Origin of the sequence: Streptomyces sp. NPDC058534 (assembly GCF_042717365.1) — a bacterium.
Classification (GTDB): Bacteria; Actinomycetota; Actinomycetes; order Streptomycetales; family Streptomycetaceae; genus Streptomyces.
In genome coordinates this window covers 106,969-127,754 of sequence record NZ_JBHXNW010000001.1, presented here as the reverse complement: position 1 = coordinate 127,754, position 20,786 = coordinate 106,969, and the positions used below count along the sequence as shown (strand labels likewise).

General features: G+C 71.4%; 17 protein-coding genes and 1 pseudogene. 5 read left to right on the top strand and 13 right to left on the bottom strand.

The genetic code is table 11. The annotated features are described in order from the left end of the window. Positions 1–98 precede the first annotated feature (98 nt). From ACFWR9_RS00535 to ACFWR9_RS00485, 11 genes are all read right to left on the bottom strand, one after another. Positions 99–437 (bottom strand): hypothetical protein, encoded by a 339-nt coding sequence (locus ACFWR9_RS00535; RefSeq protein WP_383833239.1) that lies wholly within the window; start codon positions 435–437, stop codon positions 99–101. A gap of 913 nt (positions 438–1,350) precedes the next feature. Beyond that, positions 1,351–2,982, bottom strand: a complete 1,632-nt coding sequence (locus ACFWR9_RS00530) for an alpha/beta hydrolase (RefSeq protein WP_383833236.1) — start codon at positions 2,980–2,982, stop codon at positions 1,351–1,353. A gap of 291 nt (positions 2,983–3,273) precedes the next feature. Further along, complete coding sequence (locus ACFWR9_RS00525; RefSeq protein ID WP_383833233.1) at positions 3,274–3,942, bottom strand: response regulator; 669 nt, start codon at positions 3,940–3,942, stop codon at positions 3,274–3,276. Next, entirely contained in the window at positions 3,939–5,162 is a 1,224-nt protein-coding gene (locus ACFWR9_RS00520) for a sensor histidine kinase (protein ID WP_383833538.1), read from the bottom strand. The genes ACFWR9_RS00525 and ACFWR9_RS00520 overlap by 4 nt, the downstream gene beginning before the upstream one ends. Positions 5,163–5,280: 118 nt before the next feature. Further along, positions 5,281–7,359, bottom strand: a complete 2,079-nt coding sequence (locus ACFWR9_RS00515; protein WP_383833231.1) for an MMPL family transporter — start codon at positions 7,357–7,359, stop codon at positions 5,281–5,283. 152 nt (positions 7,360–7,511) lie between these two features. Beyond that, positions 7,512–8,627, bottom strand: coding sequence for a hypothetical protein (locus tag ACFWR9_RS00510; protein ID WP_383833228.1), 1,116 nt, complete (start codon positions 8,625–8,627; stop codon positions 7,512–7,514). A 72-nt stretch (positions 8,628–8,699) separates the two neighbouring features. Next, positions 8,700–9,680: an SCO2521 family protein gene (locus ACFWR9_RS00505; RefSeq protein WP_383833225.1), complete on the bottom strand. Its 981-nt coding sequence runs from the start codon at positions 9,678–9,680 to the stop codon at positions 8,700–8,702. Position 9,681: 1 nt separating this feature from the next. Then, a complete protein-coding gene (locus ACFWR9_RS00500; RefSeq protein ID WP_383833222.1) occupies positions 9,682–10,647 on the bottom strand; it encodes an SCO2522 family protein in 966 nt (321 codons plus the stop codon). Continuing rightward, complete coding sequence (locus tag ACFWR9_RS00495; RefSeq protein ID WP_376349777.1) at positions 10,644–11,561, bottom strand: SCO2523 family variant P-loop protein; 918 nt, start codon at positions 11,559–11,561, stop codon at positions 10,644–10,646. Before ACFWR9_RS00495 ends, ACFWR9_RS00500 begins: the two co-directional genes overlap by 4 nt. A gap of 2 nt (positions 11,562–11,563) precedes the next feature. After that, entirely contained in the window at positions 11,564–13,408 is a 1,845-nt protein-coding gene (locus ACFWR9_RS00490) for an SCO2524 family protein (RefSeq protein ID WP_383833219.1), read from the bottom strand. A gap of 55 nt (positions 13,409–13,463) precedes the next feature. Continuing rightward, on the bottom strand, positions 13,464–14,234 hold the full coding sequence (locus ACFWR9_RS00485) for an SCO2525 family SAM-dependent methyltransferase (RefSeq protein WP_383833216.1): 771 nt from the start codon (positions 14,232–14,234) through the stop codon (positions 13,464–13,466). A gap of 256 nt (positions 14,235–14,490) precedes the next feature. Here ACFWR9_RS00485 and ACFWR9_RS00480 point away from each other — a divergent pair, with 256 nt between their 5' ends. Beyond that, positions 14,491–15,033 (top strand): GNAT family N-acetyltransferase, encoded by a 543-nt coding sequence (locus tag ACFWR9_RS00480; protein WP_383833213.1) that lies wholly within the window; start codon positions 14,491–14,493, stop codon positions 15,031–15,033. A gap of 13 nt (positions 15,034–15,046) precedes the next feature. Here ACFWR9_RS00480 and ACFWR9_RS00475 read toward each other — a convergent pair whose 3' ends face one another. Further along, on the bottom strand, positions 15,047–15,742 hold the full coding sequence (locus ACFWR9_RS00475) for a TerB family tellurite resistance protein (protein ID WP_383833210.1): 696 nt from the start codon (positions 15,740–15,742) through the stop codon (positions 15,047–15,049). Positions 15,743–15,926: 184 nt separating this feature from the next. Further along, positions 15,927–17,648: a 2-isopropylmalate synthase gene (gene leuA, locus ACFWR9_RS00470; protein ID WP_383833207.1), complete on the bottom strand. Its 1,722-nt coding sequence runs from the start codon at positions 17,646–17,648 to the stop codon at positions 15,927–15,929. Positions 17,649–17,981: 333 nt separating this feature from the next. Between leuA and ACFWR9_RS00465 the strand changes: the two genes are divergently transcribed. The 4 genes and pseudogenes from ACFWR9_RS00465 to ACFWR9_RS00450 all read left to right on the top strand — a co-directional run bounded on the left by ACFWR9_RS00465 (position 17,982) and on the right by ACFWR9_RS00450 (position 20,783). Continuing rightward, positions 17,982–19,052 carry a M4 family metallopeptidase gene (locus ACFWR9_RS00465; RefSeq protein WP_383833204.1) on the top strand — a complete coding sequence of 357 codons (1,071 nt, stop codon included), beginning with the start codon at positions 17,982–17,984 and terminating at the stop codon, positions 19,050–19,052. Between the two features lie 21 nt (positions 19,053–19,073). Then, positions 19,074–19,340, top strand: coding sequence for a protealysin inhibitor emfourin (locus ACFWR9_RS00460; RefSeq protein WP_383833202.1), 267 nt, complete (start codon positions 19,074–19,076; stop codon positions 19,338–19,340). A 64-nt stretch (positions 19,341–19,404) separates the two neighbouring features. Further along, positions 19,405–19,572 (top strand): annotated as a pseudogene (locus tag ACFWR9_RS00455) (family 1 glycosylhydrolase); the annotation flags it as partial. Between the two features lie 131 nt (positions 19,573–19,703). After that, on the top strand, positions 19,704–20,783 hold the full coding sequence (locus ACFWR9_RS00450) for a PhoH family protein (RefSeq protein ID WP_383833199.1): 1,080 nt from the start codon (positions 19,704–19,706) through the stop codon (positions 20,781–20,783). The last annotated feature ends 3 nt before the right edge of the window (positions 20,784–20,786 follow it).

Genomic DNA, 20,786 nt, shown 5'->3' with positions numbered 1-20,786 from the left:
TCTCGGCTGTTAGTGATTGATAAACAAATATTCTTCCGCTCGCCGCGCCCCCGCCGGGGTGCGTGGCTTGTCACCTCCCCCCGGGGGGCGGCGCCGGACTAGTCGGCCTTCGTCGTGTCGACGGATACGTTGTCGACGTCAATGTAAGGGCCGCTGCTGGTCGAACCGCCCAGCTTCATGATCTGGAAGTACACACTCACCGTGCTCCCCGGCAGGTCATTCCACTCACCGTTGCTGGTCTGACCCTTGAAGCATGCGCTGAAGGTCTTGTTGTCGTAGGAGTCGTCCGGCAGCGCGGTGATGTCGCGCCACATCTGCACGTCCACGTTATCCGGCAACGAGTACGTCGAGCCTATGTGGCAGCCCCTGAACTGAATCTGGGAGTAGCTCTGGTCATCCCAGCGGCGGGACTCGAAATCAACCCCGGCCTGAGTCATGTAACTGCTCCAGTTCGCCAGAGCCTGAGGGGGCAAGGACGAGAAGCACGGTGGAAGCGATGCCGGTCACAGCGGCAACGCGAGTCCTGACCTTCACTGATTCCTCTTTCCGATTGCATCCGATCGAGTAAACAGGAAAGCCGGATCCGCGATCGCACCAAATGGCGCGATTCCCCCCATTTAACTCAGAACGAGGGGATCAGTCGACTCGCCCCCTTGATTCACGCGAACTTTACCTTACGGGTGCCATGTTGATCAATGGTGAAGATTCCGCAAGCGTCGCACCACACAGGGGCTGCATTTCAATTTTTATCCTAAAATTATTTGAGACATACCTCCTATCCTTACTGTCCTCCTTTCACTCTATTGATCCGAAACGGTTGGGGGCTGGGTCGTTGTTGGGGTGTGAGAGAGCTGGCCGGGGGGACGCGCGGTATCTGTCGCCCTCGGCGCAGGAGGCCCTTCGACTGCGGGCGGTGGCTGCGTTGGTAGCGGGACGGGCACCGTGAGGACGTAGCGACAGTCTTCGGGGTGTCGTTGAAGGCGTTGACACTTGGTGGGTGAAGTGGCAGGCCGGGGCCGTGGTGCGCTGGTCATGCAGTCCCGGGGCAACCCTGTTGAGGTGCACAGAGTGCTCGGGGAGGCCGAGTAGGCCGCGGTGCGGCAGGCAGTCCTCGATCACCAGCCCTGCTAGGTGGGCTTGAGCGGGCAGTTGTGGACGCGGCGGCTGGTGGGCGAACGATCGCGAAGCTGTACCGGGCGCGGCTCACCGAGCCTGGGATGGACAAGTACCTGATGCATCCCTGGACCTGTTCGAGTCGGCAGCGGAGGACTTCAGACGATGCGCGAGTTCGACCTAAACAGCGCCTTCTGGCGCAATAGCAGTTACAGCGACGCCAAGGCGGCAGCTGCGTCAAGGTCGCCGCACGGAAATCGCCGTCCCGCCGCCGCCGGTGGCCACGCCGCCGCGCGGCTCGGGTGCTTCGAAGGGCTGCGTGTCCGGCTCGCACGTCGTCCCGGCCGGCGGGAGGACGCCGTCGACGAGGTAGCGGCTCACGTGGTCGCCCACGCAGCCGCTGGGGTTGAGCAGCGCGGTGTGTCCGTAGCCGTGGTGGGTGAGCAGCCGGGCGTCCGCCAGCTCCTCGGCCATGGTCTCGGCGTTCGTGAACGGGGTCGACGGGTCGTAGGTGGTGCCGATCACCAGCGCCGGGTGCGCCGTCGGCCGGTCCCACGGGCCCGTGTAGCGGTCGGGGGACGTCGCGGGCCAGGTGGCACAGGGTTCCGCGGCCCACGTCCAGAAGCGCCCCGCGTCGCCCGAGCGTGCGGCGGCCTCCTCCTCCAGCGCGTGCGTGCCCGCCGGGTCACGGGGGTTGGGGCTGTCGCCGCAGATGACCGCGGCCGCCTGCTCGTCGCCCTGGTACGGCGTCGGGACGGGCGGCGTCACGGCGGGTGCGGCGGCTGCCTCGGGGGCCTGCCCCTGCCACAGGGCCTGGAGCCGGCCGGCCAGGTCCGCCCACCCGGGGTCGACGACGTACAGGCTGTTCACCACGTCCCCGATCGTCCTGGCGTACGTCCACGACTCGACCGGCTCGTTCCGCAGGCGCTCCGTCAGGTCGTCGAACTTGTCCAAGGTGGCCTGGACGGTGCCGGCCGAGAACGGGCAGGTCTCGGCGGTCGCGGAGCCGCACAGGGACAGGAACCGCTCCAGCGTCGCGGCCGCCGTGCGGTCCGAGCCGGTGCGCAGGAAGGTGGGGAGCCGCGCCTGCTCCGACCCTTCGTTGGTCCATGCCGTGGGGGCGATGTTGCTGTCGAGCACCAGGGCACGGACCTTGTCCGGGTACAGGTTGGCGTAGGTCGCGCCGAGGATCGTGCCGTAGGAGATGCCGAGGTAGGTGAGGAGCTCCTCGCCCAGCGCCTCGCGGAGCCGGTCGAGGTCGTGGGCGGTGTCGGCGGTCGAGACGTGGCGCAGCAGCTCCGCGTCGCGGGCCGCGCAGGCCCGGCCCAGTTCCCGGAAGGCGTCGATCCAGGCGTCCCGCTCCTCGGCGCCCACCGGGAACCCGGCGGGGTGGGTCGCGGTCCAGGTCTCGGCGTCCTGCGGGTCGGCGAAGCAGTTCACGGCCGTGCTGTTGCCGATGCCCCGCGGGTCCCAGCTGACGATGTCGAACCGTTCCCGGACCTCGGCGGGGAAGGACTCGTAGTTCTGCGGCATCTGCACGGTGCCCGGTCCGCCGGGGCCGCCGGGGTTGAACAGCAGGCTGCCCACGCGCCGGGCGGCGTCGGTGGCCTGCCGCCGCACCACGGCCAGGTCGATGGTGCGCCCGCCGGGGTTCGCGTAGTCCAGCGGCACCTTCGCCGTCGCGCAGTCGTACCGTCCGTCCTCGGGGCAGGGCCGCCAGTCCAGCTCCGGGGCGGGGACCGCGGGTGCCGGGCCGCCGGCCACCGCGGCGTAGGGGGCACCGGTCAGCGCCGTGGAGCAGGTCAGCGCCGCGACGGCGACCGCGGCGCACCTCCTGAGGCGGCCGGCTATCGGGCCAGTGAGTCGCATTGCCACGTCCTTTCGCGGTCGAGCGCCCGACGTCGCCCGGACCTGGCTGTCGGCACGCGTCCGTGACCACCTGACCGCGTCGCCTCCCGGCCCGCGAGCCGACCGCGCCCGAATGGGCCGCGTCCGAACGGGCCGCGTCCGAACGGGCCGCGTCCGAACGGGCCGCCGCCGGCAGTCCCCGCCGTAGCGCCGGGCCAGGGCGTGGAAGGCCTCCTTCGGTTCCCGGTGCCAGGGCGAGGCGGGGTGACGAAGGTTGGCGGTGCCGCGCCGAAGGTCGGCCGGCGCCGAAGGTCAGCCGGCGCCCGGGGTCACCAGCCCCGACTCGTAGGCCACGATGACCAGTTGCGCGCGGTCCCGCGCCCCCAGCTTGCCCATGATGCGGCTGACGTGGGTCTTCGCGGTCAGCGGGCTCAGGCCCAGGGAGTCGGCGATCTCCGTGTTGTTGAGGCCGCGTGCGACGAGGGCGAGCACCTGGCGTTCCCGGTCGGACAGGCAGCCGGGTCCCGCGGTGCCCGCGGCCGGCGTCGAGGGGCTGCGCAGGAACCGTTCGATCAGGCGTGCGGTCGGTCCGGGCGACAGGAGCGCGTCGCCCGCCGTCACCGTACGGATGGCGTCGAGGAGTTCGGCGGGCCGGGTGTCCTTGACCAGGAACCCGGAGGCGCCCGCGCGGAGCGCCTCCACGATGTTCTCGTCGGTGTCGTAGGTGGTGAGGACCAGCACCCGCACCCCCGCGAGGTCCTCGTCGGCGGCGATCAGCCGGGTCGCCTCGATGCCGTCCAGGTCGGGCATGCGGACGTCCATGACGACGAGGTCGGCGCGTTCGGCGCGGGCCAGCTCCACCGCCTCGCGGCCGGTGCCCGCCTCGCCGACCACCTCCATGTCCGGCGCCGAGGCCACGAGCAGGGCGAACGCCGCGCGGACGAGGTTCTGGTCGTCCGCGAGCAGCACGCGTATCGTCATCGGTCGCTCTCCGGGATCAGGTGCGTCAGGGTCGGGGCGGGCACCGGCGGCACGGCGGGCGTAGGCAGCACGGCCGTCACCTCGAAGCCGCCCCCGACGCCGCCCTCCCGCGGCCCGGCGTCGAGTGTGCCACCCACGCTGCGGGCCCGCTCCCGCATGCCGACGAGGCCGAAGCCGGGGATGCCGGCCGGGTCGGGTCCGGTGCCGTCGTCGGTGACGGACAGGCGCAGGGCGCCCCGCTCGGCCCGCACCTCGACGTGGACGGACGGTTTCGGGCCCGCGTGGCGTACGGCGTTGGTCAGCGACTCCTGCACGATGCGGTAGACGGCGGCACCGACCGCGGGCGGCACGGCGTCGGCCCGCACCGACAGCTCCACCCGCGCGCCCGCGCCCCGGGCGGTCTCCGCGAGGTCGGGCAGCCCGTGCAGTCCGGGCAGCGGGCCGCGGGCGTCGGTGGCGTCCCGCTCCCGCAGCACCTCCAGCGTGGTGCGCAGTTCGCCGCGCGCGCTCCGGCAGGTCTCGGCGATGTCGTCGAGGGCCTGGGCGACGGCGGCCCGGTCCAGGCGCCCGGGGTCGGCGGTCAGGACGTGGGCGGCGACCGAGGTCTGCACGCCGATGAGGGTGATGCTGTGCGCGAGCAGGTCGTGCAGGTCCCGTGCGACGCGCAGGCGTTCCTCGGCGACGCGGCGGCGGGCCTCCTCCTCGCGGGTGCGTTCGGCGCGTTCGGCGCGTTCGACGATGGAGGCGACGTACTGGCGGTAGTAGCGGATGTCGACGCCGGCGAAGAGGATGGCGATCACCCAGCCGGAGATGCGGATCAGCTCGACGGCCTGGTGGGTGTTGACGGTGAGCATGATGCTCACGGACACCGTGAGGACCGCGACGCCGGTCAGGATCGTGCGCAGGGGCCGCCCCGTGACGGCGAGGGTGTAGAGCGCCACGTAGGAGGCCGGACCGGCCGCCGCGTGGTTGTTGTCCATCGCGTGGTACGGCCCGACGAGGGCCACCACGGCCGCGAGCACCAGCAGCGGGTGGCGTCGCCGCCACACGATCGGGACGTGCGCGGCGGCCAGCAGCGTCCAGCCGAACGCGTCCGGGCGGCGGCCCTCGTCGGTGAAGAGCGCGAGGCAGCCGGCGCCGGTGAGGAGGACCGCGGCGAGCACGGCGTCGTTGCGGGTGCCGTGCGGGGCGGCGCGCGGGTCGCGGTTGATGGCGGCCATGATGCGCTCGCCGACGCGCGGGCGGGCTGCGGTCCGGGTGGTGGGCTGCACGCGTCCATCCTCCGCGACGGACGCGCCCCTCCGGGAGGGGAGGGGCGCACTCCGGTCGTTGGCAGCCTCAGACACCGACGGTCTCCCGCTCGCCGGCCGCCGCGGGCTCCCGCCGCGCCCGGGACAGCCGGCCCGGCCACCACACCCGGCGCCGCAGGGCGACGCTCGCGCTGGTGACGAGGTAGGTGCGGACGAGGAAGGTGTCGAGCAGGACACCGACCGCGATCACGAAGCCCAGCTCGACCAGTTGCACCATCGGCATGCTGGTGAGCACCGCGAAGGTGGCGGCAAGAACCAGCCCGGCGGAGGCGATGACCCCGCCGGTGGTGCGCAGCGCGGAGAGCGCGGCCTCGGTGGGTTCGGCGCCGCGCAGGGACTCCTCGCGCATGCGGTGCATCAGGAAGATGCCGTAGTCGACGCCGAGGGCGACGAGGAACACGAAGGACAGCAGGCCGAGTCCGGGGTCGGTGCCCTCGAAGCCGAAGAGGGGCCCGAAGACCAGTCCGCCGATGCCGAGCGCCGCGCCCCACACGGCGACGACGGCGGCGACCAGGATCAGCGGCGCGACCAGCGACCGCAGCAGCACCGTCAGGATCAGCAGCACCGACAGCAGCACGATCGGTACGACGATGACGGTGTCGCGGGCGTTGGTGTCCTCCAGGTCGATCTGCTGGGCGCTGGGGCCGCCGACGTAGGAGCCGTCGAGCGAGTCGCGCAGGGCCTCGATGGTGGCGGTCTCGGCCGCCGACTGGGGCGGGGCGGAGGCCAGTACGGTCAGCTCGGTCCACCCGCCGCCGCTGCGGCCGGCCTCGGCGCTCTTGACGCCGCGGGTGTCGCGGACCTCGGCGAGGGCGGCCTCCGCGCGGTCGGTGGGGGCGATGACGGTGATGGGCTGGGTGCCGCGCTCCGGGTAGGCGGCGGCGAGGGTCTCCATCGCGGCGATGGCGTCGGGCCGGGTGGTGAAGGAGTCCTCCTGTTTGAGGGTGCCGGGCAGGGCGAACGCCCCGAGCGCGAGCGCGCCGAGCAGGACGGCGCCGCCCACGAGGACGGTGCGGGGCCGGCGTTCGGCGGAGCCGCCCATCGCCGTGAACAGCGACCTGCGGGCCTTGGGGGTGCTGCCGTAGCGGGGCACGAGCGGCCAGAAGACGCGGCGGCCCAGCAGGACCAGGAGCGCGGGCAGCAGGGTCAGCATGGCGGCCAGCGCGCACAGCACGCCGACGGTGCCGAGCGGGCCCATGCCCCGGCTGGAGTTGAGGTCGGCGGCGAGCAGGCACAGCAGTCCGGCGGCGACGGTGCCGGAGGAGGCGAGCACGGCGGGGCCGCAGCCGCGCAGAGCGGCGGCCATGGCGTCGTACGGCCGCTCGACGCGCCGCAGTTCCTCGCGGTAGCGGGAGACCAGCAGGAGCGCGTAGTCGGTGCCGACGCCGAAGACGAGGATGGTCATGATGCCGGAGCTCTGGCCGGAGACCGCGGTGCCGAACCCCTGGTTGAGGCCGTAGGCGACGCCCATGGAGAGGTAGTCGGCGATACCGGCGACGGCGAGCGGGACCAGCCACAGGAACGGGCTGCGGTAGATGAGGATCAGCAGCAGCGCGACGACGGCCGCGGTGGTGTAGAGCAGGGGGCCGTCGAGGGAGTTGTAGACCTCGGAGGCGTCGGTGGCGAGCGCGCCCGCGCCGCCGACCTCGACACTCAGCCCGTCGCCGCCCCGGGCGACGTCCCGTACGGCGTTGACGAGGGCGTCGCGGGCCTCCTCGTCCGAGCCCGGCTCGGTGCTGGCCACCGGGTACATGAGAGTGGTGCCGTCCTCGGACGGGACGCCGGCGGGCCGGCCGGTGAGTTCGTGCGCGCCCGCGATCTCGGCGACCTGGTCGGCGGCGGTGGCCCTGTCGGCGGCGGTCAGTCCGGCGTCCCGGTGGTAGACGAGAACCATCTCGGTGGCCTCGCCGCCCGGCAGCCGGTCCTGGATCTTGGCGACCTGCGTCGAGTCGGCGCTCACCGGCAGGTAGTCGACGGCGCGGTCGCGCTGCACGTCCGCGAGTTTCGACGCGAACGGCGAGGCGATCGCCAGGACCGCGATCCACAGTCCGAGCACCAGCCAGGGCACGGCCCGCCGTCGCCCCCCACTTGTCCTTACGGCCCCCATCTGACGGGCCTCCCTCCGCTGGATGTCTGGTCAGGTGTCTCCAGACTTCCGGCGGCGGGCCGCCGACACGTCGGACCCGAGGCCGAGTTGCCCGGTACTGCCCCGGGTGACGTGCGGGCGCCGGTACTCCCCCGGGAGTACCGAGGGGGCGGTCAGGCCCGGTCGACCATCCAGTTGCCGTCCTCCTCGTCGTCGACCCGCACCTCCAGTTCGCGCAGGCCCATGCCCGCGTCCCAGAGTTCCTTGAAGCGCTTCAGCCGGTCCCGTACGTAGTCCTGGCGGGCGGTGAGGCGGGTCCGCACGTTGACGTCGCGCAGGTCCTGTTCGATCTCGAACGACACCTCCTCGTCGTAGAGGATGAAGTCGTTGGTGGTGCCGCGCTGGAGGTGCGGGGGCAGTTCGGGCAGGACCGCCACGCGTACGTCGATGCGCCGCAGTTCCTGCTCCTCGCAGAGCCGCAGCAGCCGGTCGTCGAGTTCCCTGGCGCTCTCCAGCAGGAACAGCCGGCGCACCGACACGCCCTGCGCGTCGATCGCCTCCTGCTGGGCGTCGAGGTAGCGGCCGGCCGGCTCGCTGCTCCAGAACTCCCGGTCGACGGAGGTGCTGGTGGCGCAGATGGACTGCTCGGCGGCCCGGGTGAGGGTGAGCATCCAGTCGTGGTTCTCGCCGGGGCACTCGGCGCTCAGGTTGGTGAGGTCCGCCATGTGGCCGACCACCCGCCCCATCTCCAGGTGGACGAAGGTGTGCAGGATCGAGGGGCTGGGCAGCAGGACGTCGGCGAAGCCCTTGGCCAGGTCGGGCACGCTGTCGATGCGGACCGGGTCCAGCGGCGTCCCGGACTCGCCGGACCGGTGGTCCCCGTGCGTGACGTGCGTCTCGACCAGCTGCTTGACGTCCTCGGTGTGCCGGGTCAGACCGGACTTCAGCTCGTCGTCGTACTGGTTCAGCCCGTCCCGTACGGCGGCGGTGTTCTCGGCGAGGGCGCTCTCCACCCGGCGGGTGTGCTCCTCCAGCCGCACGTGTGCCGGGCGGGGCGCCAGGCCGAGCACGTACTGGACGAGTACCGCCGCCCCGGCGCAGAGGACGGCGGCCGCGAACTGCCGCAGGGTGCCGTCGTCCGGGCCGAGCAGCGCCGTGACGCTCCAGAAGAGGGCGCCGACCACGAGTGCCACCAGCAGCATGCGCGCCCATGGGGACTCCCCCCTCGGGTCGGCCGGGCCCCGGGTGCGGGCCGTGTCGTCGGGTCGGGGTGACTGTGCCGTGCTCATCTCGCTTCTCCCCCCGTTGGGATGCGCGTCGGATCGGGATGCGGGGATGTGCGTGGGAGGCGCTGGGTCCGGTCAGGGAGCCGGCTCCACCTCCCGGTGAGGTGCGGGGATGGCGTGCAGGGTGAGCTGGTCGCGGATGCGCTGCACCAGCGCCTGCCACTGCCGGGTGAAGCCGGGCCGTTCCTCCAGCGGGTCCCACAGCGGAGCCAGGTCCCGGGTCACCCGGGCCCGCGGCATCCACAGGTGCAGCAGGTGGTCGACGGCCGGACGCAGCGCCCGTACGACGGCGCCCGCGTCCTGCGCGGGTGTGGCGCCGAGCCGGATGCCGTCGAGCATGCGGACGACGGTGGTGAGCAGCCAGTCGTGCAGGGCGAGGTCGTCGCAGAGCGCGGCGAGGGCTGCGCCGTCGGTGCCCTCGGGCACCCGCAGGCGTACGGTGCGCAGTTCGTCCTCGGCGAGGGTGAACCGTTCGATGGAGGGGGCGTCTGCGGGGTCCGCGGGCAGGGCCACCCAGCGCAGCCGGGTGGGCCGGGAGCGGAAGGGCGGGCGCTGGTCGAGCAGGGGGTGGCGCAGCAGCCGGGTGAGCAGCCCGTCGGCGATCAGTCCGACGTCGAGGTCGCCGTGGCGTCCGCCGCCGAGCACGCCCTGCGCGACCGCCTCGTGCGGGAGTCTGCCGAGCGGCTCGACCACTCCGGGCCGTACCAGGTACTCGCCCCAGGGTCGCCGCTGGTCGGGGCCGGTGGCGGGGAGCCGGCAGTGCGCGGAGGTCTGCAGGACCCGGCCCTCGGTGAGCGCGGCGTGCGCGGTGACGGTGCCCACGGCGCGGATCCGGGCGCCGTTGGCGCTGGGCAGCGGGCAGTCGACGCCGGTCAGGGTGTCGGGGGAACGCGCGTAGAGGCCCGGGCGCTCGGAGAGCAGGACGCGTTCGTCGGCGCGCAGGCCGAGGAGTTGGGCGGCGGAGCGGATGTCGAGGGCCTGCCGGGCGGGCAGCAGGCAGGTGCGGATCTCGCCGCAGGCGAGGACGGCGGGCGGGGTGCTCTGCCGCGGCGCCATGTCAGGGCCCCGCGTAGAAGACGTAGGAGACGCGGTCGGCGACCGAGTCGGGGACGGCCGTGCGCTCCTTCTCGGAGCGGTCGGCGACCTGCGCCAGTGCTCCCGGGTCGACCTCGATCTGGTCGAGGATCACGCGGACGGCGTGTTCGACGGGGAGGAAACGGCCCGGCAGGACCGAGCAGGTCCGGTAGGCGGAGAAGGGGTCGGCGCGGGGGTTGAGCCGGACCAGGGAGGGCAGTTCGTCCCAGTCCTGGGGGAAGCCGGTGGCGGTGTGCGGCTGCGGGACGAGGACGGCCTCGCCGGCGTCGCGCAGCAGTCCGAGGCGGGCGAGCTGCCACACGGCGGCGAGGAAGGGGCAGGACCAGGTGCGGCGGCCGTCGGCGTCGTCGTTCCACAGTTCGACGTCGAGGAAGACGGAGTGGCGGCGGGCCGCGGTCTCCCGGGGCGGCTGCCAGGGGACGGACCGCTTCATCGCCTGCGGGGCGCGGGCGACGGGGCCGCGTTCGCCGTTGGCGAGCCAGCCGGTGCGTGCGGTGGGCGGGCGCATGCCGTAGCTGCCGGGGGCGGGCGACTCGACGATGCGGCCGGCCACCGCCTCCGCGACGGGCGTCTTGCCGGTGACGGCGCAGCCGGACTCGCGGGCCAGGTAGTCGACGGTCAGCCCGGCCCGTTCGGCCTCCGCGAGGAGCATGGGGACGACCTCCGCCGGGGTGGAGAACCGGGTGAAGTAGTCGTCGACGAGGAAGCAGGTGCTGATCCGGGCGCGCTTGCCGCCGGCCCGGGCGGTGGCAGCCGTCCGCGCCGCCTCCACCCAGGGCCGTACTTCGGCGAAGTGCCGGCGCAGCCGCTCGGGCCCGGCCTCGAAGTCCTCCATGTAGAGATGGCCCAGCTCCAGCGAGAGATGAGCCAACGGCACCGACTGCGTACGCGCCTCGGCAGCGGTCTCCCGGAACACGGCATCACTCACGGCCGCCCCCAGTGCACGTCGTCCGTCAGGCGGCGGGCGATCTCCTCCAGGGCCTCCAGGGTCTCCTTGTTCGCTATCTGGGTGGAGAGCACGTCCTCCTCGGTGATCAGCTGTTCGCGCCACTGGAGTATGGGCTCCAGCGGTACGACGCCGAGGACGACGCTGTCGCCGATGCGGTGCTCGGCGGCGAGCCGGCGCAGCGCCTCGTCGCAGGCCTGCATCCAGGCGGCCTGGGCGGGCGAACCCTGGGACCACAGCGGCGACTCGGGGTCGGGCACGGCGGCCCGTACGAAGCGGATCGCGGCGCGCAGGGTGTCCTCGTCGTGGCCGCGTTCGACACCGCCGCCGATGATGCCGTGGTCGGCGTGGACCAGTCCGGAGGCGGCGATCACGTGCTGGCGGGTCCAGCGGTGGAAGACCAGCCAGCGGAAGGGGACGTTGCGCATGCGGGGGTGGGCGGTCGCCGCGAGGACCATGTCGACGGCGTAGCTGCGGCCGGCGCTGAGGTCGACGACGGTGACGTCGAACTCGCCGTTGAGTTTCAGCAGCAGGTCGATGCAGCGCTCCAGGGCCTCCTCGCCGGTGGCGAACTCGCCGCCGCCGGCGTCGCCGGGGAACAGCACCAGGCGGCCGGACTGGTTGGGGCGGGCGCGCAGCAGGGGGTGCTCGGTCTGCCGCCAGACGTCGATGCGGGCCGGGTCCGCCGTCTCGCCCTCCAGGTAGGAGTGGAGGCCGTGCTCCTCGGTGCCGCGCATGGCGCCGGGCACGTCGAAGACGGCGGCGGCGGTGGGCGATCCGAAGTCGAAGTCGACGTAGGCCACGTGGTCGCCGGTGAGGGCGCGCTGGTAGGCCAGGTTGGCGCTGGTCACCGAGCGACCCGTGCCTCCCTTGTCGGAGGCGGCGAAGACGAGCACGCTCACACCTCCTGGGCGGCGGCGCCCCGGGCCTGGGCCAGGGTGTCGAGTTCCTGGAGCACGGGCAGGGCCAGTGCGAACGCGGTCGCGGGCCGGTCGTCGACCAGGCCGCGGGCGTGGTCGAGGCGGCTCTCGATGCTCCGCATGGCCCTGGCTCTGCTTCCGTCGGCGGCGGCGGACGCCTCCAGTTGCTCCTTGCCGAACAGGTGGGTGGCCTCGCTGAGCAGTTCGCGGGCCAGTTCGGCGAGTTCGGGGCTGCGGATGGGCTGCTGCTCGTACAGGATGCGGGCGGCGACGAGGCATTCGGTGACGCGCTCGGTGATGCTCCAGGACATCCGCAGCCCCGCCTCGTGGGCGTCGGGGTAGACGGCCTGGACGTTGTCCCAGAGGCCGGCGCCGTCCTCGTCGTCGATGCGGCGGGTCCACAGGTGCTCGAAGGCCTGCTCGGCGAGGCGCAGCAGCCGGTCCTGGGCGCCGATGTTCCGGGACAGTTCGGCGAGCTGGATGATCCGCTTGAGGAGCTGTGCGGAGAAGTCGGTCATCCGCCACAGGAGCTGTCCGCCGGAGCGCTCGGACCCGGCGAGCGGCATGGTGACGCCGGGCGTGTGCAGCAGGAGGGTGGGGTCGTTCCTGGTCATGCGGCTGGTGACTCTGCCGCGGTCGGCGAGGCGTTCCATGATGGCGACGGTGCGGGTGAGGTCGTCGTCGGTGGCCTTCCGGCGGACCAGGTCGTGCACGAGGATGGCGGCGACGGTCAGGGAGAAGTACTCGGACTCCAGGCGCAGTCCGGTGGTCTGCCAGGGCAGGTCCTCCAGGGGCCAGCGCTCGCTGCCGAAGCGGGCCACCGCCGACCAGTACTGCTGGCTCAGCTCCCAGCGCAGGCGCAGTGCCTCGGCGAGTTTCTGCTGGTTGGCGTCGAGCAGACCGAGGGTGAGGGTGCGGTCGGAGAAGAGGTCCTGGATGCCGTCGAGGGCGGTGACGGTGAAGTACACGTAGGGCAGCCGGTCGGCGATGCCCTCGGGCTGGCCGGGGACCTCGACGGTCAGGTCGGTGATCTCCGGCGCGTCCTTGACGATGCCCCAGGCCCAGCCGCATTCGAAGAGCTGGCTCTCGTCGCGGATGCCCTCGTCGACCTGGATGCCCCGGGTGAGGCTCTCGATGATGGTGGCGCGCAGCGGGCGTAAGCGGCGGGAGAACTGCTGGAGGACGATGCGGTCGGACTGTTTGCCCTGGCCGATGACCTCAATCAGCCGTCGGCCCTGTTCGGACTCGGCGTCGAAGACGTTGACGGTGAAGGAGCGCAGCAGGCTGATCATCGCGGCGGTCAGCCGGGCGTTGGTGGCGTCCCGCAGCTCGGCGATGGCCCTGCGCACCTCGGGGCGGGTGGTGGTGCCCTCGTAGACCTTGAGGAAACCGAGGGTGGCGAGGCAGAGCGTGACGGACATGGAGTAGGAGTCGACCACGCCGAGCTGGTGCTGCTCGTGGGTGATCTCGCCGCCGGGTTCGGCGGGGCGGAAGTAGTGGCCGCCGGAGAAGGTGGGGCTGTCGTCCGTGCCGGTGTGGGTGCGCATGAACTGGGTCAGCGCGGTGATCAGGTTGGGCGGGATCTCCAGCCGGCTGCCGACGCGGTCGAGGGCGCGCAGGACGTCACGTTCGGTGGTGTCGGGCTGGTCGAGGCGGAAGGCGGGGACCTCGGTGGCCGGATACAGGATGCAGAGCAGGCGTTCGGCGTCGGCGACGCTGCTCAGCCCGTCGGTGTCCCCCCGGACGAGCTTCCCGTCGTCGAACGAGTGACGGGCCATGGCCTGCCAGATGTCCAGCAGGTGCTGGCGTGGCTTGATCTGCATCCCCGCACCCCCCGTACAGATCTCGTTGCCCTGTGTTCAAGCATGGTCCCCGTTCCTACGGGGTGGCAATCTCCGAATTGCGCCGTCCCAGGGCGAGGAGCATTCCCTCGTGGCCCGGCCGCACCATGTGGTGCAGGTCGTGGATCTCCAGCTCTCCGGTGAACGGTCCCAGGCTCTCCCTGACCCGGTCCTCGTTCACCCGGTAGGCCGGGTAGTCGTGGGCGCCGACGCGGTAGCCGACGGACTCCTTCATGAAGGCGGCGGCGAACGGGGCCCCTTCACCGAGCGCGTTCATGAAGCACCGCACGCCGCGCTGGAACTCCTCGGGGCACTCGGACATCGAGTCGGCGACGAAGAACATGGTCCCGATGGACCAGCGGCGGTGTCCGTGCTCCAGGTCGAACAGGTTGCCGCGCTCCACCCGGACGATCTCGCCGGCCAGCTCCCTGGGTTCGACGGCGCGGTAGGCGGGCTCCTCGCTCAGCACGTTCCAGAACGCGTCCCAGGCGGTGTCGTACCCGCCCGGGGAGACCTGCTTCTCCAGGTACTCGACGTTCGGGTGCGCGTACTCCAGCAGGAGCACCTTGTCGCACCAGGGCAGCATGGAGAGCGCGGGGTAGAGGTTGGCGCCGGCTCCGACGTCGAGACCGCGCACCGGGTGCGGGGTGTCGGCGAAACAGCGGGTGAAGTGGTCGCGCATCAGCCGGACGATGAGGAGGTCGACCTCCAGCGGTGTCCGGTAATTGTTGTCGACGTACACCTCTGGATCGAACTTCGACCAAGGTGCGTCGGCGTTGCGATCCATAGTCACCCTGCCGCGTTCCATTCGATTCCGGACAAACCCCAGTGTTGTGCACGGTAGGTCACCGGGGCATTGCGCGACAGCAGGGAACTCGCCACTCCGTATCCGCCGGGCGCACGTCGGGCGCATCGTCGCACACCCGAACTCGCCCTTGCACGGCCGAAGTTGGAAGGTCACTCTAGCCAGAAGGAGGCACCGGCCGCCACACGAAGCGTCATTCCTTCGGGTTGCGCCATCGGTGTCGAGGAGTTGACGTCCGCACGTGCTGACTGGGGGCTGCATGACCGCCGAACCGCTGGAACGTTCCCTCGACCGCCACGACCTGCTCACGGGGGCCACTCCCGGCCCGGACGGCCCACCCCCGGCCCTGCGCACCGCGCGGGAGTCCGACCTGCCCGAACTGCGGCGGCTCGACGAGGAGGTCTTCCAGGAGTTCGCCTATCCCGGCTTCCTGCTGCGCCAGCTCTTCGACATGTACGAGGAACACTTCCTGGTGCTCGACGACGGTGCGGGCCGGCTGCGCGGCTACGTGCTGGCCGCCACCCGGACGCTCGGCGCGGACAGCTGGATACTCGGCCTGTGCGTGACCCCGGACCGGCGCCGGCACGGCCTGGGCCGGGAGCTGATGACGGAGGTCCTGACCCGGCTGCGCCGGGACGGCATCGACGTCGTGCGGCTGACCGTGGAGCCCGCCAACCTCGCGGCCATCTTCCTCTACCGCTCCCTGGGCTTCCGCCCGGAGGAACCCGACGGCGGGCTGCGCCCGGACTACTTCGGCCCGGGCATGCACCGCCAGATCATGCGGCTGGACCTGCCTGGCTAGGCGCGAGCGGGGGTCAGGAGGGGGTGCCCGCCGATTCCAGGAGGCGGGTGATGTCGTCGGAGCAGAGGGTCAGGGCCGCCCCCACCGTCGCCAGGGCGTCGCGTTCGGCGGGGGTGTAGGGGCCGTCGGCGAGGGCGATGCGGGCGCCCTGGAGCAGGATCGACTCACGTCCGACGGTGGCGAGGTGCGGGGCCAGCGGGTCCAGCGCCTCGTGCAGTTCTATGGCGAGGCCGGGCACGCAGGGCTCGCCGTGGACCCGGCCGGTGTCCGCCTCCAGCGCCTCGACCAGCGCGTTCAACTGGTCCTCGGTGCAGTCCTCGAAGCCGGCCGCGCGCACCGCGACGGCCGCCGTCTCCAGCGAGGTGCGGGAGCAGGCACCGCCGGCGGCGAGGACCGCGAGGGCGACGGTGTGGACGGCGTCGCGGAGCATCGCCGAGAACCGGGTGGTGGTCGGGTGGTCGAGGACCTCGGTGCCGTAGTGGCGGCGGCAGGCCGCGCACTCGACGGTCGGCGCGGACTCGCCGCGGGGCAGCAGGGGCACGCCGAGCAGGGTGAAGCGGCGCCGTCCGGCGAGCCGCGCGTAGTTGCGGTCGCCGCCGCAGCCGGGGCAGAAGAACTCACCGTCGCCGACCGGCGTCCACGCGGTGCGGGTGCCCAGGATGCGTGGCAGCCGGGCAGCTCGGCCGTTTCGTCCCCGTCCAGGCAGCACGTCGCACCTCCGTAACGGCGCGACAGCATCGTCGCGCTGGCGTGATGTTAGCCACATCACCGACGCGGAGTCAGTACCCAGGACGAGACCTTTCCGTGACCTGCACAGATATATGGCCGGTATATGACGGGGCCCCGCCCGCCGTTCTGCGGCGAGCGGGGCTCCAAACCACCGATTCGGCTGGTCAGCGAGTTGCGCGGTTGACGGCGGAGACGACGGCCTTCAGCGAGGCGCGCGTGGTGTTCGCGTCGATTCCGATGCCCCACAGCACCTTGTCGCCGATGGCGCACTCGATGTAGGAGGCGGCCTGCGCGGAGGCGCCCTCGCTCATCGTGTGCTCCTGGTAGTCCAGCAGCCGTACGTCGATGCCGACGCCCTGCAGCGCGTGGAAGAACGCCGAGATCGGGCCGTTGCCGGTGCCGACCAGGGTGGTCTCCACGCCGTCGACCGCGGCCTCGACGGTGAGGGTGTCGACGCCGTCGCGGTCGGTCGTGGTCTGCCCGTTGGCCACCTGGATGCGGCCCCAGGGGTTGTCCGGGTTGGGCAGGTACTCGTCCTGGAAGACGTCCCAGATCGCCGTGGGCGTGATCTCGCCGCCCTCGGCGTCCGTCTTGGCCTGGATGATCTTCGAGAACTCGATCTGCATCCGGCGGGGCAGCTCCATGCTGTGGTCGTTCTTCAGGACGTAGGCGATGCCGCCCTTGCCGGACTGCGAGTTGACGCGGATGACCGCCTCGTAGGAGCGGCCGACGTCCTTGGGGTCGATGGGCAGGTACGGGACGGCCCACTCGATGTCGTCGACGGTGACGCCCTTCGCGGCCGCGTCGGCCTCCATGGCGTCGAAGCCCTTCTTGATGGCGTCCTGGTGGGAGCCGGAGAAGGACGTGTAGACCAGGTCGCCCGCGTAGGGGTGGCGCGGGTGGACCTCCATCTGGTTGCAGTACTCCCACGTGCGACGGATCTCGTCGATGTCGGAGAAGTCGATCTGCGGATCGACGCCCTGGGAGAACAGGTTCATGCCCAGGGTGACCAGGTCGACGTTGCCGGTGCGCTCGCCCTGTCCGAACAGGCAGCCCTCGATGCGGTCGGCGCCGGCCATCAGCGCCAGCTCGGCCGCCGCCACCGCCGTACCGCGGTCGTTGTGCGGGTGGACGGACAGCACGACGTGCTCGCGGCGGGACAGGTTGCGGCCCATCCACTCGAAGCGGTCCGCGTGCGTGGACGGCGTCGAACGCTCCACGGTGGCGGGCAGGTTGAGGATGATCTCGCGGCCCGGGCCCGGCTGGTAAGTGTCCATCACCGCCTCGCAGACCTCCAGGGCGAAGTCCAGCTCGGTGTCGGTGAAGATCTCGGGGCTGTACTGGTAACCGAACTCCGTCTCGGGACCCAGCAGCTTCTCGGCGTACTCCATGACCAGCCGGGTGCCGTCGACGGCGATCTGCTTGATGTCGTCCCTGGAGCCGCGGAAGACGACCCGGCGGAAGACGGGGGCGGTCGCGTTGTACAGGTGGACGGTGGCCCGCCTGGCGCCCTTCAGGGACTCCACCGTGCGCTCGATCAGGTCCTCGCGGGCCTGGGTCAGCACGGAGATCGTCACGTCGTCCGGGATGGCGTGCGGATCCTCGATGATGGAGCGTACGAAGTCGAAGTCGGTCTGGCCGGAGGCCGGGAAGCCGACCTCGATCTCCTTGTAGCCCATCTTGACCAGCAGATCGAACATCGCGCGCTTGCGGGCGGGCGACATGGGGTCGATCAGTGCCTGGTTGCCGTCACGCAGGTCGGTGGAGAGCCAGCGGGGGGCGGTGGTGACGCGCCGGTTCGGCCAGGTGCGGTCGGCGATGTCGACCTGCTCGTAGCCGCGGTACTTGGCTGTCGGCATGGGGCTGGGCTGCTGGCGGTTGGCCATGATGGCGTGGGCTCCTCGTGAGTTCCGCGGTGTCCGCGTGGTCCGGAAGGACGGCCGACGGCACCACCAAGCTCCGCGGGGAGGGAGTCGGCCTCTTACAGGCCCTCGCCGCGGCAGCTAAGGAGAAGCAGCCCGAAACGCATGATGCCCAGCACCATAGCCGAGTCACGCCGGTCACGCGGGTCCGTATCAGTATGCGGGACCACGGAGGGAACCGGGACAAAAGTGCCGTATACCACTTGTCGGCGGTCGCGGGGCCGTCTTGGTACCGCTATTCACCAATCGTGGTTGCGGGTGGTGACACCGTCGTCACGCAGTGCAAAGGTGCCGGACATGACGACCTACGGGGGCTTCGAGCCCGTCTTCTGCACCATCGTGCCGCCCCACGTCCTCGACCGGCTGGCCCAGCACGCCGACCCGGTGCTCTCCGGACCCGCCCGCCGCACCCTCCAGCGCGACGCCTTCGAGCGCACCCACCGCCAGCTGACCACGGTCATCGGCGCCGCCACGATCGCCCCGCGCGCCGGCGCCGAGGCCGGGAAACCGCACCGCACGGTCTTCGACGCCCGGCACGGCACCGACCTGCCCGGCAAGAAGGTGCGCACCGAGGGCGAGGAGCCCGGCCGGGACGCCACCGTGAACCGCGCCTACGCGGGCCTGGGCGCCACCTTCGAGCACTTCCTCAAGGTGTACCGGCGCGACTCCATCGACGGCGCCGGGCTGCCGCTGGACGCGACCGTGCACTACGACCGCGAGTACAACAACGCGTTCTGGAACGGCGAGCAGATGGTCTTCGGCGACGGGGACGGGGAGATCTTCCTCGACTTCACCATCGCCCTGGACGTGATCGGCCACGAGCTGACCCACGGCGTCACCCAGCACACCGCCAACCTGACCTACTACGGCCAGCCGGGTGCCCTGAACGAGTCGGTGTCGGATGTCTTCGGGGCCCTCATCAAGCAGTACTCGCTCGGCCAGACCGCCGCCGAGGCCGACTGGCTGATCGGCGCCGGACTGCTCGCCCCGCGCGTGACGGGGGTGGCGCTGCGCTCCATGAAGGCGCCGGGCACGGCGTACGACGACGACGTGCTCGGCAAGGACCCGCAGCCCGCGACGATGGACGACTTCGTCCGCACCGGCCGCGACAACGGCGGCGTGCACATCAACTCCGGCATCCCCAACCACGCCTTCCACCTGCTCGCAACCGCGCTCGGCGGGCACGCCTGGGAGCGGGCCGGGCAGATCTGGTACGACGTGCTGACCGGCGGCGAGCTGGCGCAGGACGCGCTGTTCGCGGACTTCGCCACGCTCACCCTGAAGGCCGCCCGGGAGCGCTACGGGGACGCCGAGGAACTGGAGGCGGTGCGCAAGGCCTGGGAGCAGGTCGGGGTGCGCACGCTGTAGTTCCGTACTAGACACGGTTCCATGCGGATTTTGGTGAGGCGCACAGGAGGCTTCGCGGGCATCGAACGCCACGCGGAGGTCGACACGGCCGGGCGTCCCGACGCGGCCGAGTGGCACGCCCTGGCCGAGCGGGCGTGCGCCGACGGCCGGGGCACGCCCCCGGTCGGGGTACCGGACGGGTTCAGCTACCAGATCACCGTGGACGGGAAGACGGTGTACGCCGCCGATCCCCGGCTGACGGACGAGCAGCGCAGGCTGATCTCCCGGGTGCTGAAGGAGGGCGCGTAACGCGTAACACCGTTGACGTACGGGGGCGTTGACTTCCCGCGCCCGGGGTGCGGATGATCCGCGCATGGCGACTGATCCAAGCACGGGCACGGCGTCGAACCCGGTACCCCGGTTCCCGGACGGCTTCCTGTGGGGCGTGTCGACCTCGGCGCACCAGATCGAGGGCGCGGCCGGCCTGCGCGGGCGGTCCGTGTGGGACGACTTCACGGACCTGCCGGGACGGGTCTCGGAGCCGGTCGGACAACCGGTCGGATAAAAGGCCTCGGTGCTGTCGGCGGGGAGTCGTACGCTGGAGTGAGCAGACCACACCCGTCACGCGGCACACGCCGCAGAGGAGGACGAGCAGGCCTAGAGCGCCGGCCCATGACTCAGACACCCTCAGCCCACACCCCCGCGCAGGGGCAGGCGAGAGCACAGATCAGCGTCCCCGCCCAGCACCCCATGGTGACCGTCCTGGGCTCCGGAGACTCCCTCCTGCGCGTGATCGAGAAGGCCTTCCCGGCGGCCGACATCCATGTCCGGGGCAATGAGATCAGCGCCGTCGGCGACACCCACGAGGTCGCCCTCATTCAGCGCGTTTTCGACGAGATGATGCTGGTGCTCCGCACCGGGCAGCCGATGACGGAGGACGCAGTGGAACGCTCGATCGCCATGCTCAAGGCGAGCGAGAACGGGGAGAGCGACGGCCAGGAGACCCCGGCCGAGGTGCTCACGCAGAACATCCTGTCCTCGCGCGGCCGCACGATCCGCCCCAAGACGCTGAACCAGAAGCGGTACGTCGACGCGATCGACAAGCACACCATCGTCTTCGGCATCGGCCCGGCGGGCACCGGCAAGACCTACCTGGCGATGGCGAAGGCCGTGCAGGCCCTCCAGTCCAAGCAGGTCAACCGCATCATCCTGACCCGCCCGGCGGTCGAGGCCGGCGAGCGGCTCGGCTTCCTGCCGGGCACGCTCTACGAGAAGATCGACCCGTATCTGCGCCCGTTGTACGACGCGCTGCACGACATGCTCGACCCCGACTCGATCCCGCGCCTGATGGCGGCCGGGACGATCGAGGTCGCGCCGCTGGCGTACATGCGGGGAAGAACTCTCAATGATGCTTTCATCATCCTGGACGAGGCCCAGAACACCAGCCCCGAGCAGATGAAGATGTTCCTCACCCGCCTCGGCTTCGAGTCGAAGATCGTGATCACGGGTGACGTGACGCAGGTCGACCTGCCCGGCGGCACCAAGTCGGGTCTGCGGCAGGTCCAGGAGATCCTGGACGGCGTCGAGGACGTCCACTTCTCCCGGCTCACGTCGCACGACGTGGTCCGGCACAAGCTGGTGGGCCGTATCGTCGACGCCTACGAGTTGTACGACAGCCGCAACGGCACCGAGAACGGCTCCCACAAGGGCGGCCACGCTCCGCGAAACGGTGCCAAGGCCAAGGGGAAGTAGACC